This window comes from Sphingomonas sp., assembly GCA_019635535.1.
Lineage (GTDB): Bacteria > Pseudomonadota > Alphaproteobacteria > Sphingomonadales > Sphingomonadaceae > Allosphingosinicella.
On sequence record JAHBZH010000001.1, the window covers coordinates 1768850 to 1782607 of the forward strand.

A 13758-nucleotide genomic window follows, 5' to 3' on the forward strand; every position below is an offset into this window, starting at 1 on the left:
GATGTTCGTCACGGCAACCTTCGAAACGGGAATCTCACTCCATCATGGACCATCAGGACATCGCCGCCGGGCTCGTGCCCATCGTCATCGAGCAGTCGAATCGCGGCGAGCGCAGCTTCGACATCTATTCGCGGCTGCTGCGCGAGCGGATCATCTTCGTGACCGGCGGGGTCGAGGACCATATGGCCTCGCTGATCACCGCCCAGCTCCTCTATCTGGAGAGCGAGAATCCCAAGAAGGACATCTACATGTACATCAACTCGCCGGGCGGCGTCGTCACGGCGGGCATGGCGATCCATGACACGATGAACTACATCCGCCCGCGCGTCGGCACGGTCTGCATCGGCCAGGCCGCCTCGATGGGCGCCTTCCTGCTCTCGGCCGGCGAGCCGGGCATGCGCGTCGCGCTCACCAATGCGCGGATCATGATCCATCAGCCGTCGGGCGGCGCGCAGGGCATGGCGACCGACATCGAGATCCAGGCCAAGGAAATCCTGCGCATCCGGCACCGGATGAACGAGCTGATGGCCCATTATACCGGCCAGACGATCGAGGAGATCGAGAAGAATGTCGAACGCGACAAGTTCTTCTCGGCCCCCGAGGCCAAGGCGTTCGGCCTGGTCGACGAGGTCTTCGACAAGCGCCCGACCCCGGCGGACGAGGAAACGGCGAAGGCTGCCTGAAGTCCGAAGGACCGGACAGTGCGGGGTACTGTCCGAGGCTGCCTGAAGCCGTTTGCGAAAGCCGCGTGAAGTCCGAAGGGCCGGACAGTGCGGGGTACTTCCGGCGCGGTTTTGGCCGTTTGCGAAAGCGGCCTGAGGTCAGTCTTCGGCGGGGCCGAGCCGCTCCAGCTCGGCGTCAAGCCTCGCCGTCAGCGCGGCGGCATCGAGCGGCGTCAGCTTCTGCGCCAGCACGTTGAAGGTGCGGACCTTCCAGCCGAGCAGCCGGGCGCTCCACGGATGCGTTTCCGCTCCGGCCAGAGCCTCGATCGTCTCCATCATCTCGGCCCGCGCCGCCGTGTCGCTGGAGCGCGGCGGCGGCGCCGGCAGCTCGCCGAACAGATCGTACTGCATCGACAAACACTGGATCACGGTTGGCGCAGGCGATCAACATCTGCATTCAGCCGTTCCAAAGGTTCCCACAGTCCATTCCCGGCGGCTGGTTTCTGCACCGCTTGCGGGCGCTCTGAAGCGAACTCTATGGCCGAAGGGTAATTGGGAAGGTTGTTTTAATTGCGTAATCCATACGCACCCTCAATTGGAGCGAGCTGTGGCAGACCGAATTAGCCCCGAGGTCCGAAGCGCCAATATGTCCCGCGTTCGGGGGCGTGACACGAAGCCGGAAATTCGCGTTCGCAGTCTGCTACACCGGGTTGGCTACAGATTCCGGCTTCATCGCCGCGACTTGCCCGGTCGTCCTGACATTTTCCTTCCGAAGCATCGCCTGGCGGTTTTCGTACACGGGTGCTTCTGGCACGGGCATGAAGGGTGCAGGCGCGCCAAGCTGCCCGACACTCGCCCCGAATTCTGGGCGGCTAAGATCGCCGGGAACCGCGCGCGTGACGCCCGCGCCGTCGAAGCACTGGCGGTGCTGGGCATCGCGTCCGTGACACTTTGGGAATGCCAGCTTAAGGAAGACGACGCGATCATCGCAAGGATCAGGGAAGTGACGAGGCGGAGCACGGGGGCGCATGGCGAGAAGACCGAGACAACAGGCACCTGACGACATTCGCCGCCGCCTGATCGACCTTTTGACGAACTTCGAACGGCACCTTCAGCATTCGGAGTTGCGTGTTCAGGTTCGGGAACTAATCCCGGCCAACCACCTGCTTCGTGATCTCGGCGCCTCGCTCTTACCGGACGGGGTCCAGCTTTCGGCGCGAGATCGCATTCTTGCCTATCTTCGGCGCTTCCCGGCCGTGGTGATCGACGGCGACGAACTTATGATTGTCGCCGGGATCAGCGAATATGCCCGGCGCATCCGAGAACTTCGCGTGCAAGAGGGATGGCCGATCTTGTCCGGCGTCACGGCGAACGAGCTTCGCGACGCCGGCGAGGAAGAAAGGTTGGAAGGGGAAGACCCGCTACCTCGCCTTCGCCCCGATCAATATGTGCTCATGGAAGACCGCCAGGACCGCGACGCGGCATTCCGATGGAACCGCGCCAATCAAATCCGGCGGGGCAACGCCAGCGTCCGCAACAAGCTTTTGCAGTTCTTCAGGGAGAATGTCGGACAGCGGATCACGTCCGAAGAGCTTCGCTACGTCGCGGGCAACGTCACCGAATGGGCGCGGCGGACGCGCGAGCTCCGAACCGAAGAAGGCTGGCCGATTATCACCCGCAACACGGGCGATCCCTCATTGCCCGTCGGCGCCTATGTCCTGGAGCGCGACGAACAGGCGCCGCCGCACGACCGGCACATTCCCGAGCTGGTCCGCCGCGAAGTCATGCAGCGCGACAATTGGTCCTGTCGTTGGCGCGGGTGCGGATGGCCGCACGGCTTCCCGCCAGCCGATCACCGTTTTCTGGAAGTCCATCATATCGAGCAGCACGCGCACGGCGGCGCGAATGAAGCCGACAATCTTGTGACGCTGTGTAACCTGCACCATGACGAAACGCACAGAACGGGCGCGCTCGACCTGGGATAATCAGACGGAGCCGCGCATCTTGCCTCGGCCTACCTAACCGCTGCTGCCTTAACTGAACTCACCTCGATAGCTCGAATATGGGCCAAAAGCTGACGCCCGATCAACTCAGTATAAGCTGGCGGGATAGCTTCATTGATCTCACCCTTGGTCATCCAATCGATTCCCATGGCGTCCCTCGCGGCTGCCAACCGGCAGTTCCCCCCTCCGGTGACCTGAACGAAATCCGTCCATTCGTTGGTCTTACCGAAATGCGACTTGCGCTTGTCGAAGGTATGAACCTTGGGGTGTTTTTTGTGCGGCGGAGCGACAATCGAAAAGTTCGCTTCAAACAGACGATGCCGGATCACCCTAAGCCCCGGGAACATTGTGCCGCACAACACAACCGGGTTAAGCAACGGCGATCCTTCGACATTCTCGATGACATAAGGACGGCCGGAAGCGACCAGCATCTCCCGAACCGGTTCGATCAATCGCGGCCATTCGTGACCATTACCATTGCGCTTCGCCAAGTCCGAATAAGACTGACAAGGCGGTGAGGCGTGGATCGCATCAAAGGACGCGATGAATTCGGGATCGAGCTTCATCGCGTCGGCTCTGATGAAGGGGAACGGGAAGCGAGGACGGTCCACTATGTCCACGCCCACGATGTCGAAACCGGCTCTGTGATAGCCGACGGCAGCACCCCCAGCGCAACAGAACAAGTCCAACAATCTGGGCTTTCTCTCGGACTGCGAACTAGGTTCACGACTGAGGTGGGACCCCAGCTCCGTGACAGTTGCCTCGCCCCCATGGAATTCTGCCTTCATAGGCCGTGACTTTTGACGTGCAGACTCGTTAGGGTCAACCGTTCCGTGGAGGCGTTTGTCGCACTTCTGTGGATATCTCGTGGGCGTAGGTTCGTTCTGCATACAAGATGCTGTGTGCGACAGCGGGAAGCTCCGAATTAGATCGAGGGTCGAAATCACGTATCCGGGTGGGGATGCCACCCCCAGTTCCCAGTCCCGGACTGTATCTGTAGCCGCTCGAAACGAGGCTGCGATCTCTTCAAGAGTGAACCCGGCCTCGGCCCTGAGCTTTGCGAAATGCAATGTCTTCATTTTTCAGACGATAGCATAAGCGGACAAAGAGAACAAATACGGAACTTTGAGCTGGCGGCCTAACCGACGCGCCTCTGAGTCGAACGAACCGGACAGGCTTCAAATGTAGGATTTCGTATGTCACCCTCGCTCCGTGCGAGTCTCGATGTTGCCTGTCCTGAGCCCGGCCGAAGGGTCCGTTTGGTTTTCCTCTTGCTCCCACGTGCTCGCCATCCCGGAAGCGCCTGAAATATGTGCACGAGTGCGAACATTGGGAACATTCGCTGCCGTTCCCCTCCGCCGCGCCCCCTTGCGCCCCGCTTATGTCGGGGCCACATCGGGGCCGTGGGCGGCGCGGGGCCGCCCGATTAACGTTTAGGCCATTGTGCCGGTGTAGATTTCCGGTCAGGATATACGGCTGAACCTGAAGGAGCGGGGCGAGGCCCCAAGAGACTGTATGACCAAGCTTTCCGGCGGCGATTCCAAGAGCACCCTCTATTGCTCGTTCTGCGGCAAGTCGCAGCATGAGGTGAGGAAGCTTATCGCCGGCCCCACCGTGTTCATCTGCGATGAATGCGTCGAGCTGTGCAACGACATCATCCGCGAGGAGACCAAGTCGGCGCTGGTGAAGACCCGCGACGGCGTCCCCACGCCGGCGGAGATCTGCAAGCATCTCGACGATTACGTGATCGGGCAGGACCGCGCCAAGCGCGTCCTCTCCGTCGCGGTCCACAATCACTACAAGCGGCTCGCCCATGGCGGGAAGACCGGCGAGGTCGAGCTGTCCAAGTCGAACATCCTGCTGGTCGGCCCGACCGGCTGCGGCAAGACCCTGCTCGCCCAGACGCTGGCGCGGTTGCTCGACGTGCCCTTCACCATGGCCGACGCCACCACCCTCACCGAGGCCGGCTATGTGGGTGAAGATGTCGAAAATATCATCCTGAAGCTCCTCCAGGCCAGCGACTACAATGTCGAGCGGGCGCAGCGCGGCATCGTCTATATCGACGAGATCGACAAGATCAGCCGCAAGTCGGACAATCCCTCGATCACCCGTGACGTGTCGGGCGAGGGCGTCCAGCAGGCGCTGCTCAAGATGATGGAGGGCACGGTCGCCTCCGTCCCGCCCCAGGGCGGGCGCAAGCATCCGCAGCAGGAGTTCCTGCAGGTCGACACGACCAATATCCTGTTCATCTGCGGCGGCGCCTTTGCCGGCCTGGAAAAGATCATCGCGGACCGGCTGCAGGGCAAGTCGATCGGCTTCGGCGCCTATGTCGCCGCGCCCGAGGAGCGGCGTACCGGCGAGGTGCTTCGCCAGGGCGAGCCGGACGATCTGCTGAAATTCGGCCTGATCCCCGAATTCGTCGGCCGCCTGCCGGTGATCGCGACGCTCGAGGATCTCGACACCGAGGCGCTCGTCCAGATCCTGCAGGAGCCGAAGAACGCGCTGGTCAAGCAGTACGGCAAGCTGTTCGACATGGAGGATGTGAAGCTCAGCTTCACCGACGAGGCGCTGGTCGCGGTCGCCAAGAAGGCGATCGAGCGCAAGACCGGCGCGCGCGGGCTGCGCTCGATCCTGGAGAATATCCTGCTCGACACCATGTTCGATCTGCCGTCGATGGACGGGGTCGATGAGGTGATGATCGACAAGGATGTCGTCGCCGGCACCAAGGAGCCGGTGCGCGTCTATGCGGCGAAAGAGGAGAAGGCTGGCGACGCGGCGTGACGGAAGAGGTCATCGTCCCGCCCGCCGTTAAGCGCCGCATCCTCGACCGCGCGATGCTGCCGCTCTGGTCGCTCGCCCTGCCGGCGCTGGGCCTGCTCGCTTTGGTCGGCAATATCGCCAAGCTCGGCACGCCGGGCGTGCTCGCGGCGAGCGCGATCCTGATCGGCTGCGTGCTCGCCGCCGTCCACCATGCCGAGGTGGTGGCGCACAAGGTCGGCGAACCGTTCGGCACGCTCGTCCTCGCCATCGCGGTCACGGTGATCGAGGTCTCGCTGATCGTCTCGCTGATGCTGTCCGATTCCGGCGACGCCTCGACGCTGGCGCGCGACACGGTGTTCGCGGCGATCATGATCATCCTGAACGGCATCGTCGGCGTCTGCCTGCTGGTCGGCGGCGTGCGCCATCATGAGCAGCGCTTCATGCTGCGCGGGGTCAGCGCCGCTTTGTGCGTGCTCGCCGCCATGGCGGTGCTCAGCCTGGTGCTGCCCAATCATCTGACGAGCGTGCCCGGCCCGGTCTTCTCGGCATCGCAGCTCGTCTTCGTCGCGATCGTCTCGCTGACCCTCTATGCCACCTTCGTGCTCGTGCAGACGGTGCGCCACCGCGACTATTTCCTGCCCGAGGGCGCGGGCGATCTGCCCGCCGACGCCCATGCCGAGCCGCCGATGCTGTCGCAGACCTGGATCGCCTTCGGCCTGCTGCTGGTCGCCCTGGTCGGCGTCGTGCTGCTCGCCAAGGCGCTGGCGCCGACGGTCGAGGCTGCGGTCGGCGCGGCCGGCCTGCCGCTGGCTTTCGTCGGCGTGGTGATCGCCGCGCTCGTGCTGGCGCCGGAAAGCCTCGCGGCGGTCAAGGCGGCGCGGCGCAACCGTCTCCAGACCAGTCTCAATCTCGCATTGGGTTCGGCGCTGGCGACGATCGGCCTCACCATCCCCACCGTCGCGATCGTCTCGCTGACGATGGGCTGGGACCTGCATCTCGGCATCGACAACAAGGGCTTGACCCTGCTCGGTCTTTCCCTGTTCGTCTCGGTGATCTCGCTGGGAACCGGGCGCACGACCGTCCTCCAGGGCGTCGTCCACCTGATGATCTTCGCCGCTTATCTGTTCGTGACGATCGTCCCCTGATCGGCCGGGTCCTGGTCCGCCGCATGGGCCAGGCCGATCCGGACGAACAAGGCATCGATGTCGAACGCATGGCGCCGCGCCGTGGCGAAATCCCGGGCCGCGCCATCCGCGTCACCGCTTTCCGCGCGGGCCAACGCGCGGCCATAATAAGCGTGGGCGGCATAAGGCTGATAGCGCAGTAACGTGTCGAAATCGCGGATCGCGGCCGACCAGCGCCGCAGCCGCAAATGGACGAGCGCCCGAGCCGATGACGCTTCCTCATGATCCGGCTCGGCCTCGAGGGCCTCGTTGCAATCGCGCAGCGCCCGCTCGATCGCGAGGTTCGCCCATGCCCGGATCCAGCAGCGCATGGCGAGCATGCGTACCGCACCGGCATAGCGGCGCAGATGCGCGTCGGCGGCGGCAAGCGCCTCGTCCGTTCGGCCCATGAGCGCGAGCATGCGGGCGTGATCGACCGGCGCCTCCCCGCCGCTTGCCTCGGCGAGCACTCCCATCATGCCGAGCGCGGCATCATAGGCACGCGCGGCTTCCTCCGTGCGTCCGAAGCGGACGAGCAGATCGCCCTTCGTGATCGCGAACATGAAATTGCCGGGATCGCTCGCCAGTGCGGCGTCGATCGCTTCCAGCGCCTCGTCGCGGCGATCCTGGTGCGCCAGTATCCGCGCGCGGCGTGAAAGGGCATAAGCATGTCGCGGCTCTTCGCGGAGCATCACGTCGATATCGGCGAGCGCCTCGTCGAGCTGTCCGAGCTGTTCGCGAGAGTCGATCCGCAACCCGGTCGTGAACATATTGCCGGGATCGAGCTCCAGCGATCGCGTGAGGCTGGGTATCGCCGCTTCGGGCTGGTCGCGCCGTAAGTTCAGGAAGCCCAGTCCCTGATGGACGACGAAGTCCTCGTCGTTCAGCCGCTGGGCCGTGGTCAGCGCCCGCTCCGCCTCGTCGAGGCGGTTGAGGTGGATGAGCGCGATACCCCGATTGGCGTGCGGCCTGGCCCAGTCGGGCTGCTGGCGGATCGCCTGATCGAAATCCGCCAGCGCTGCCTCCGTCCGTCCGGCGCCCATCTTCTCGTAGCCGGCATCGACCAGCCGCTCCGCCGACGCGTCCGGCTCGACCCGCGCCGGCGCGCTGGGCCGGGCGCCCACGCTGATCGGCGCGCGCAGATAGGCGGCATCGTTGCGTATCCGTTCGATCTCGGCCAGGTCGGCGCGGGCCTGGCTGGCGCTGACCTCGCGGGCGATACGCTGAAAGGTGGAGCGGGCGACAGCGCGGCCGCCGGCAAGCTCGATCCGGCGCGCGATGCGAACGCCGGCGACGATCCGGTCGAAGCTTTCGCCGTCGATCGAATAGCCGCGTCCGTCATTGGGCAGGATCATCGTCTCGGTACCGGCCAGATGATCCGGAATCGCGAACGTGAACGGCGCGTCGCGCCACGGCCCTTCGCGCCGGTCGAGATTGACGGTCCAGCTGATCGTGTCGTTGCCGAAGCGGTAACGGCGCGACAGGGCACCGGGCGCCGGCCGGAAAGTCAGTCGCGCGCGGGCCTCCACGATCACGGTGAAGCTGCCGGCCTCCTCGTCATCGCGCAGGTCGACCGATACGATCTCGACATCCTGGCCCGGCAGGTCGCCTTCGTTCTCGCGATAATGGCGCAGAAACGCCTCCCGGCCGATCTGCGACAATGCGGCGCGCATCGCGGTCGCGGAATCGCCGCGGAAGAGCATTTCGAAGCGGGTCGGGGTCAGATCGTCGAAACCCTGCGATGCGTCATAGGTGATGTTGGTTTCGACCAGCGCAAGCCGGGGTGGCGCATAGGCGATGGCCTGCAGCTCGGCGCCGGCCTCGCTGAGCGGCAGTCCCCACGCATAGGGCGCGGACGCCAGGTCGTGAAGGTCGCGATCGCCGCTGCGCGTGCCGTCCAGCCAGTAGGTCGCGTCGCCGATCCGCGCGCGCACGATGACATGGTTGAACAGGATCATCTGGGGGAGTCGCTCGTCCATTCCGTCGCCGGTGATGGTATTGACGAGCACCGCGTCGGCCTCGATGCCAAGGCCGTGCAACAGGGCGAGCAGCACCGCCGTCTTGCCCTTGCAATCGCCATAGCGGCGAATCCAGGTCTGGTCGGCAGTGGCGGGCAGATAATTGCCGTCGCCCAGCGTGACCGCGAAATAGCGCACCTCGTCCTGGACGAGGCGCAGCGCCGCCATAGCCCGCGCCGCCGGATCCTCGCTCGCGGCGGCGATCCGCTCGATCTCCGGCCGGAGCCGAGAATTGGGAGAGAGCTCCGCCGCGCGCGCATAATGGGGGGCGAGCTGGCTGCTGATCTCCGCCCAGTCGCGATAGCCGCTCACCTGCAGCAGCGCCGGCAGCATGAAGCGGGTCGGCGCCTGATCAGGAGGCTGATCGCCTTCGGCATCCATCAGGTCGAGAACGAGTTCGGTGCCGTGTCGCGTGCGCCGCGTCCGGGCCTGCTCCATCATCCCGGTGGCGCGCCAGCGGATGTCGATGTCCGGTCCCCAGATCTGGCGGACATGGAAGCGCCGGACCGGAGCGCCATGGGCCATGGCGAACGCGTTCTCGCCCCTCAGGGGCAGTGCGCCGGGGTGGCGGCGCAGCGTGAACGCGACATGGAGCACGTCGCCGACAGTCAGGCCTTCCGCTTGCATCATGGCGGTCAGCACGCCGTCCAGCATGGCGGATTCCAGGTTGTTCTCGCGGCGCAGCACCGTGAATTCATGCCCTTCCGCGAGGAGGTCGATCACCGTGCCGCGGCGCAGGATGTGCACTTTGTGGATGATGAGTTCGACATGATCGGGCTGCCAGGGCAGGCTGATATTTCCCAACGCCTGCAAACCCTGGCTGTTCTGAATTAGCACCGCCATTTCGGAATGATGCTCGTGGCGGTGCGCTTCGTATCGGCTCTGACTGGCGATCAACAGCGCCTGGAAGGGCCGGTCGGCGAGCGCTGGATTGGGATCGGGAATGGCAACGGTCTCGACCCAGTCGCCGGCGGGCGCGATGCGCGGCGTCGAATTGGCCACGGCTCTGTCGGCCAGGCACAAAAGCGCCAGAAAAACGAGCAATACCCGCACGAATCCCCCCTTCGATTCGCGTCAGGATGCCAAAAACGGCGGCGAATTCAAATCTATCGCGCGACTGATCCGGCGTTAGCGTGCGCGAAGATTTATTTGCCGCCGCGCGTGGCTTGCTGAACCGATGGCGACTGCTGCTGTGTCGCGCTTGGCGCGGCCCCGCCGGTCCACGGCGTCGTGGCCACATTGTAGCGGTTGATTTCCTGCTGGGTGAGGCAGCGACGTGTTTCCCTATTCCTGCCGTCGGAAACGGCGCTGACCCGGTACATGACCTCGGTCAGCAGGTCGCGGGAAATCCCCATCCGGATCAGGAAGGCATTGTCTTCGCTGGCGAGCAGGGCGGATCGCTGCTCGATCTCGCCGATCAGGCCGATCGTATTCTCCTCGCCCTGCGCGACCTCGCTGCGGATCACGTCGCGGTTGCCGGTATGCGTGAACATGTGGACGATGAACTGTCCGCCATTGTCCACATAGCGGATGATCCCGCCCATGAAGAGGAAGTTGCAGGCCGAGAAGCAGGCCCAGCCGTTCGGGATGCGCGTGGGGATGCCGGATTCCCGGATCAACCTTCCGGCCTGGTTGCCGACCTGGGCATTGCCGCCGGGCGAGCGCAGCCACAATTCTTCCGCCTCGGGATGAGCGTTGAGCGCGGCCTGAAGACGCGGCAGCAGGCCGTCGTCGATCGCCCCCTCCGCCAGCAGCACGTTGCGCCCGTTCACCTGCTGCGGCGTGAAGCGCATTTCCCGGTAATTCGACCAGTTCGGGTTCTGCGGACAGGTCGGGTTGTCCGGGTCGCGCTGCGCCATCGCCGCCTGCGACGTGGCGAGTGCGGCGAGGGCGAGTGCGGACGCGAACTTGCGGAACATTAGGATCAGACGCGCACGTAGCGGGTCGATGGCGGGCGGCGGCACATGCGCTTGGGCGCACGCGTCTCCTCGCCATCGACGATGACGATGTCGGTGACGGTCATGCAATCGCCGCCGCCGGCCTCCTGCTCCTGCGCCGTGACGACCGACTGGCCGGTCACGCCGGGGCGCGTTTCGCTTTGCCAGGCCACGGTCGTGCCCACGCCGCCGCGGATCGCCTCGTCGGTCGCGTCCGCCGCCTTTTGCTGCTCGCACTGATCGAGAAGGGCTGCGATCGCTTCGCCCAGCATTTCCGCTATCGGAATGTTGTTGGCCAGCATCCCGGCGACACCGCCCATGCGTCCGCCAAGGCCGCGGGCCATGCCGCCCAGCATGCCGCCGATGCCGCGGCCGCGCTGGCGCGCCTGGGCATTGGGCTGGCATTGGGCGCTTGACCCCTGGACAGCGAGAGCGGGTGCCGCCACCGGTATCGTCACCGACGCAAAGGCCAGCGGCACAGCGATAATCAAGGCGCGAAACATCGGCCAAACTCCCCCATCACCAAGAAGCATAAAATTCTAGACCCCGGCCCAAGGGGGGTCAATCGCAAAGCGCCCCTTTCGCCCACGTTAACGCGGCTTCATTGATGCCGCGCTATAAGACGCCCATATAGGCGCGAACGACCGGGTCCGATGACCCGGCTTTTGGAGCTTGCATGACCGAAACCTATCCTGTTCTGCCGCTGCGCGACATCGTCGTTTTCCCGCAGATGATCGTGCCGCTTTTCGTCGGCCGCGACAAATCGGTGTCGGCGCTGGAAAGCGCGATGGCGGCGGACAAGTCGATCTTTCTCGTCGCCCAGCTCGATCCCGCGGAGGACGATCCGGATCGCGACGCGCTCTACGATCTGGGCGTCGTCGCCACCGTCCTCCAGCTGCTCAAGCTGCCGGATGGGACGGTGCGCGTGCTTGTCGAAGGTCGCGAGCGCGGCATGTTGCAGGCCCTGCGCCCGGAGGAGGGGCATCTCGTCGCCGATGTGAGCCCTGTCCTCGTCCCGGTGGCCGAGGGCGCGGAAGCGCAGGCGCTGATGCGCTCGGTTGTCGAGCAATTCGAGAATTATTCCAAATTGAACCGCAAACTGCCGGCCGAAACCGCCGTGCAACTCGGCCAGATCGAAGAGCCGTCCAAGCTGGCCGACGCGGTCGCCGCGAACATCAACATCAAGGTTTCGGACAAGCAGGCGCTGCTTGCCGAGCTTGATGCCGTGCGCCGGCTGGAAATGGCCTTCGCCTTCATGGAGGGCGAATTGGGCGTGCTCCAGGTCGAGAAGAAGATCCGCAGCCGCGTCAAGCGCCAGATGGAGAAGACGCAGCGCGAATATTATCTGAACGAGCAGTTGAAGGCGATCCAGCGCGAGCTGGGCAATGCCGGCGAGGAAGGCGACGGCGACGAGCTGGCGGAACTGGCTCGCAAGATCGAACGCACCAAATTGTCGAAGGAGGCCAGGGGGAAGGCGCAGGGCGAATTGAAGAAGCTGCGCGGTATGGCGCCGATGTCGGCCGAGGCGACGGTGTCGCGCAATTATCTCGACGTGCTGCTCGGCCTGCCCTGGGGCAAGAAATCGAAGCTCAAGCACGACATCGCCGAAGCCGAACGCATCCTCGACGAGGACCATTATGGCCTGGAGAAGGTCAAGGACCGGATCGTCGAATATCTCGCCGTCCAGGCGCGCACCAACAAGCTGAAGGGTCCGATCCTGTGCCTGGTCGGCCCGCCAGGCGTCGGCAAGACCTCGCTCGGTCGCTCGATCGCCCGCGCGACGGGCCGCGAATTCGTCCGCCAGAGCCTCGGCGGCGTGCGCGACGAGGCCGAGATCCGGGGTCACCGGCGCACCTATATCGGCTCGCTGCCGGGCAAGATCGTGTCGAATCTCAAGAAGGCGGGGACGTCCAACCCGCTTTTCCTGCTCGACGAGATCGACAAGCTCGGCCAGGATTTCCGCGGCGATCCGGCTTCGGCCCTGCTCGAAGTGCTGGACCCGGAGCAGAACAGCAAGTTCCAGGATCACTATCTGGAGATCGATTACGATCTTTCAGACGTGATGTTCGTGACGACCGCCAACTCTTTGAATTTACCGCAGCCTTTGCTCGACCGAATGGAGATCATCCGGCTCGAAGGCTATACCGAGGACGAGAAGGTCGAGATCGCCAAGCGCCACCTGCTGCCCAAGCAGATCGAATCGCACGGCCTGAAGGAAAGTGAGTTCGCGTTGACCGAGGACGGGCTGCGCGCCCTGATCCGTCATTACACCCGCGAAGCCGGGGTGCGCACGCTGGAGCGCGAGATCGCGAAGGTCGCGCGCAAGGCGCTGCGCCGCATCCTCGAAGGCAAGGCCGAGACGGTCGAGGTGACGCCGGACAGTCTCGGCGACTTCGTCGGCGTCCGGAAGTTCCGCCACGGGATGAGCGAGGAGGAGGACCAGATCGGCGCGGTCACCGGGCTGGCCTGGACCGAGGTGGGCGGCGAGCTGCTCACGATCGAGGCGGTCACCGTTCCCGGCAAGGGCCAGATCCGGACGACCGGCAAGCTCGGCGAGGTGATGCAGGAATCGGTGCAGGCCGCATTCTCCTTCGTGCGGGCACGGGCACCGGGCTATGGCGTGAAGCCGAGCCTGTTCGCGCGCAAGGACATCCACGTCCACCTGCCCGAGGGCGCGGTGCCCAAGGACGGCCCTTCGGCGGGCATCGGCATGGTCACCGCGATCATCTCGACGTTGACCGGCATCGCGGTGCGCCGCGACGTGGCAATGACCGGCGAAGTGACCCTGAGAGGGCGCGTGCTGCCGATCGGCGGCCTCAAGGAGAAATTGCTGGCGGCGCTGCGCGGCGGCATCACCAAGGTGCTGATCCCGGCGGAGAACGAGAAGGACCTCGCCGAGATCCCGGCCAATATCAAGGAAGGGCTGCAGATCGTCGCCGTCTCCCATGTCGACGAGGTGCTGGTGCAGGCGCTCGCCCAGCCGGTCGTGCCGATCGAGTGGACCGAAGCGGACGAGCTGGCCGCTCTGCCCCCGGCAGAGCTGGCGCCGGGCGGCGAGGGAGCCGGTCGATCGGTCCATCATTGATCGCGCGCCGCTTCGCGATTGTGTCCCGAAGCGGCGCTTTTCTTTGCGGCGGCGCCTCTTTTCTTTGACTCGCGCCCGCCCCGTGGCATTAACTCCCGAGGCGCGCCGCGCCGCGAGTCATCGAAAAACA

The 13758-nt window shown here is 64.8% G+C and carries 11 protein-coding genes; 6 read left to right on the forward strand and 5 right to left on the reverse strand.

The features are described 5' to 3' along the window. The first annotated feature begins 44 nt into the window (after window positions 1-44). A complete protein-coding gene (gene clpP / locus KF780_09070; protein MBX3561949.1) occupies window positions 45-683 on the forward strand; it encodes an ATP-dependent Clp endopeptidase proteolytic subunit ClpP in 639 nt (212 codons plus the stop codon). Window positions 684-821: 138 nt separating this feature from the next. Here clpP and KF780_09075 read toward each other — a convergent pair whose 3' ends face one another. After that, window positions 822-1073, reverse strand: a complete 252-nt coding sequence (locus KF780_09075) for a hypothetical protein (GenBank protein ID MBX3561950.1) — start codon at window positions 1071-1073, stop codon at window positions 822-824. Between the two features lie 196 nt (window positions 1074-1269). Between KF780_09075 and vsr the strand changes: the two genes are divergently transcribed. Together vsr and KF780_09085 are read left to right on the forward strand one after the other, a co-directional pair. Further along, complete coding sequence (gene vsr / locus KF780_09080; protein MBX3561951.1) at window positions 1270-1722, forward strand: DNA mismatch endonuclease Vsr; 453 nt, start codon at window positions 1270-1272, stop codon at window positions 1720-1722. After that, the gene (locus KF780_09085) at window positions 1691-2647 is read left to right on the forward strand and encodes an HNH endonuclease (GenBank protein ID MBX3561952.1); all 957 of its coding nucleotides are present in this window, start codon (window positions 1691-1693) and stop codon (window positions 2645-2647) included. Before vsr ends, KF780_09085 begins: the two co-directional genes overlap by 32 nt. Before the next feature lie 29 nt (window positions 2648-2676). Here KF780_09085 and KF780_09090 read toward each other — a convergent pair whose 3' ends face one another. Continuing rightward, window positions 2677-3453 (reverse strand): DNA cytosine methyltransferase, encoded by a 777-nt coding sequence (locus KF780_09090; GenBank protein ID MBX3561953.1) that lies wholly within the window; start codon window positions 3451-3453, stop codon window positions 2677-2679. A gap of 727 nt (window positions 3454-4180) precedes the next feature. Here KF780_09090 and clpX point away from each other — a divergent pair. Both clpX and KF780_09100 read left to right on the forward strand, forming a co-directional pair. Then, complete coding sequence (gene clpX / locus KF780_09095) at window positions 4181-5446, forward strand: ATP-dependent Clp protease ATP-binding subunit ClpX (GenBank protein MBX3561954.1); 1266 nt, start codon at window positions 4181-4183, stop codon at window positions 5444-5446. Between the two features lie 53 nt (window positions 5447-5499). Continuing rightward, window positions 5500-6570, forward strand: coding sequence for an ionic transporter y4hA (locus KF780_09100; protein ID MBX3561955.1), 1071 nt, complete (start codon window positions 5500-5502; stop codon window positions 6568-6570). Here KF780_09100 and KF780_09105 read toward each other — a convergent pair. The 3 genes from KF780_09105 to KF780_09115 form a co-directional block, all read right to left on the reverse strand. After that, window positions 6543-9608 (reverse strand): DUF3857 domain-containing protein, encoded by a 3066-nt coding sequence (locus tag KF780_09105; GenBank protein MBX3561956.1) that lies wholly within the window; start codon window positions 9606-9608, stop codon window positions 6543-6545. The two genes, KF780_09100 and KF780_09105, sit on opposite strands and share 28 nt — an antisense overlap. Window positions 9609-9751: 143 nt before the next feature. Continuing rightward, window positions 9752-10525: a hypothetical protein gene (locus KF780_09110; GenBank protein MBX3561957.1), complete on the reverse strand. Its 774-nt coding sequence runs from the start codon at window positions 10523-10525 to the stop codon at window positions 9752-9754. A gap of 5 nt (window positions 10526-10530) precedes the next feature. Then, on the reverse strand, window positions 10531-11046 hold the full coding sequence (locus tag KF780_09115; protein MBX3561958.1) for a hypothetical protein: 516 nt from the start codon (window positions 11044-11046) through the stop codon (window positions 10531-10533). 173 nt (window positions 11047-11219) lie between these two features. On the opposite strand from KF780_09115, the gene lon reads away from it, so the two are divergent. Beyond that, the gene (lon, locus tag KF780_09120) at window positions 11220-13628 is read left to right on the forward strand and encodes an endopeptidase La (GenBank protein MBX3561959.1); all 2409 of its coding nucleotides are present in this window, start codon (window positions 11220-11222) and stop codon (window positions 13626-13628) included. Window positions 13629-13758: the final 130 nt, after the last annotated feature.

Coding starts and splice junctions, on each gene's coding strand:
- clpP (MBX3561949.1), top strand. CDS start 45: ATGGACCATCAGGACATCGCCGCCGGGCTCGTGCCCATCGTCATCGAG.
- KF780_09075 (MBX3561950.1), bottom strand. CDS start 1,073: ATGCAGTACGATCTGTTCGGCGAGCTGCCGGCGCCGCCGCCGCGCTCC.
- KF780_09085 (MBX3561952.1), top strand. CDS start 1,691: ATGGCGAGAAGACCGAGACAACAGGCACCTGACGACATTCGCCGCCGC.
- KF780_09090 (MBX3561953.1), bottom strand. CDS start 3,453: ATGAAGGCAGAATTCCATGGGGGCGAGGCAACTGTCACGGAGCTGGGG.
- clpX (MBX3561954.1), top strand. CDS start 4,181: ATGACCAAGCTTTCCGGCGGCGATTCCAAGAGCACCCTCTATTGCTCG.
- KF780_09100 (MBX3561955.1), top strand. CDS start 5,500: ATGCTGCCGCTCTGGTCGCTCGCCCTGCCGGCGCTGGGCCTGCTCGCT.
- KF780_09110 (MBX3561957.1), bottom strand. CDS start 10,525: ATGTTCCGCAAGTTCGCGTCCGCACTCGCCCTCGCCGCACTCGCCACG.
- KF780_09115 (MBX3561958.1), bottom strand. CDS start 11,046: ATGTTTCGCGCCTTGATTATCGCTGTGCCGCTGGCCTTTGCGTCGGTG.
- lon (MBX3561959.1), top strand. CDS start 11,220: ATGACCGAAACCTATCCTGTTCTGCCGCTGCGCGACATCGTCGTTTTC.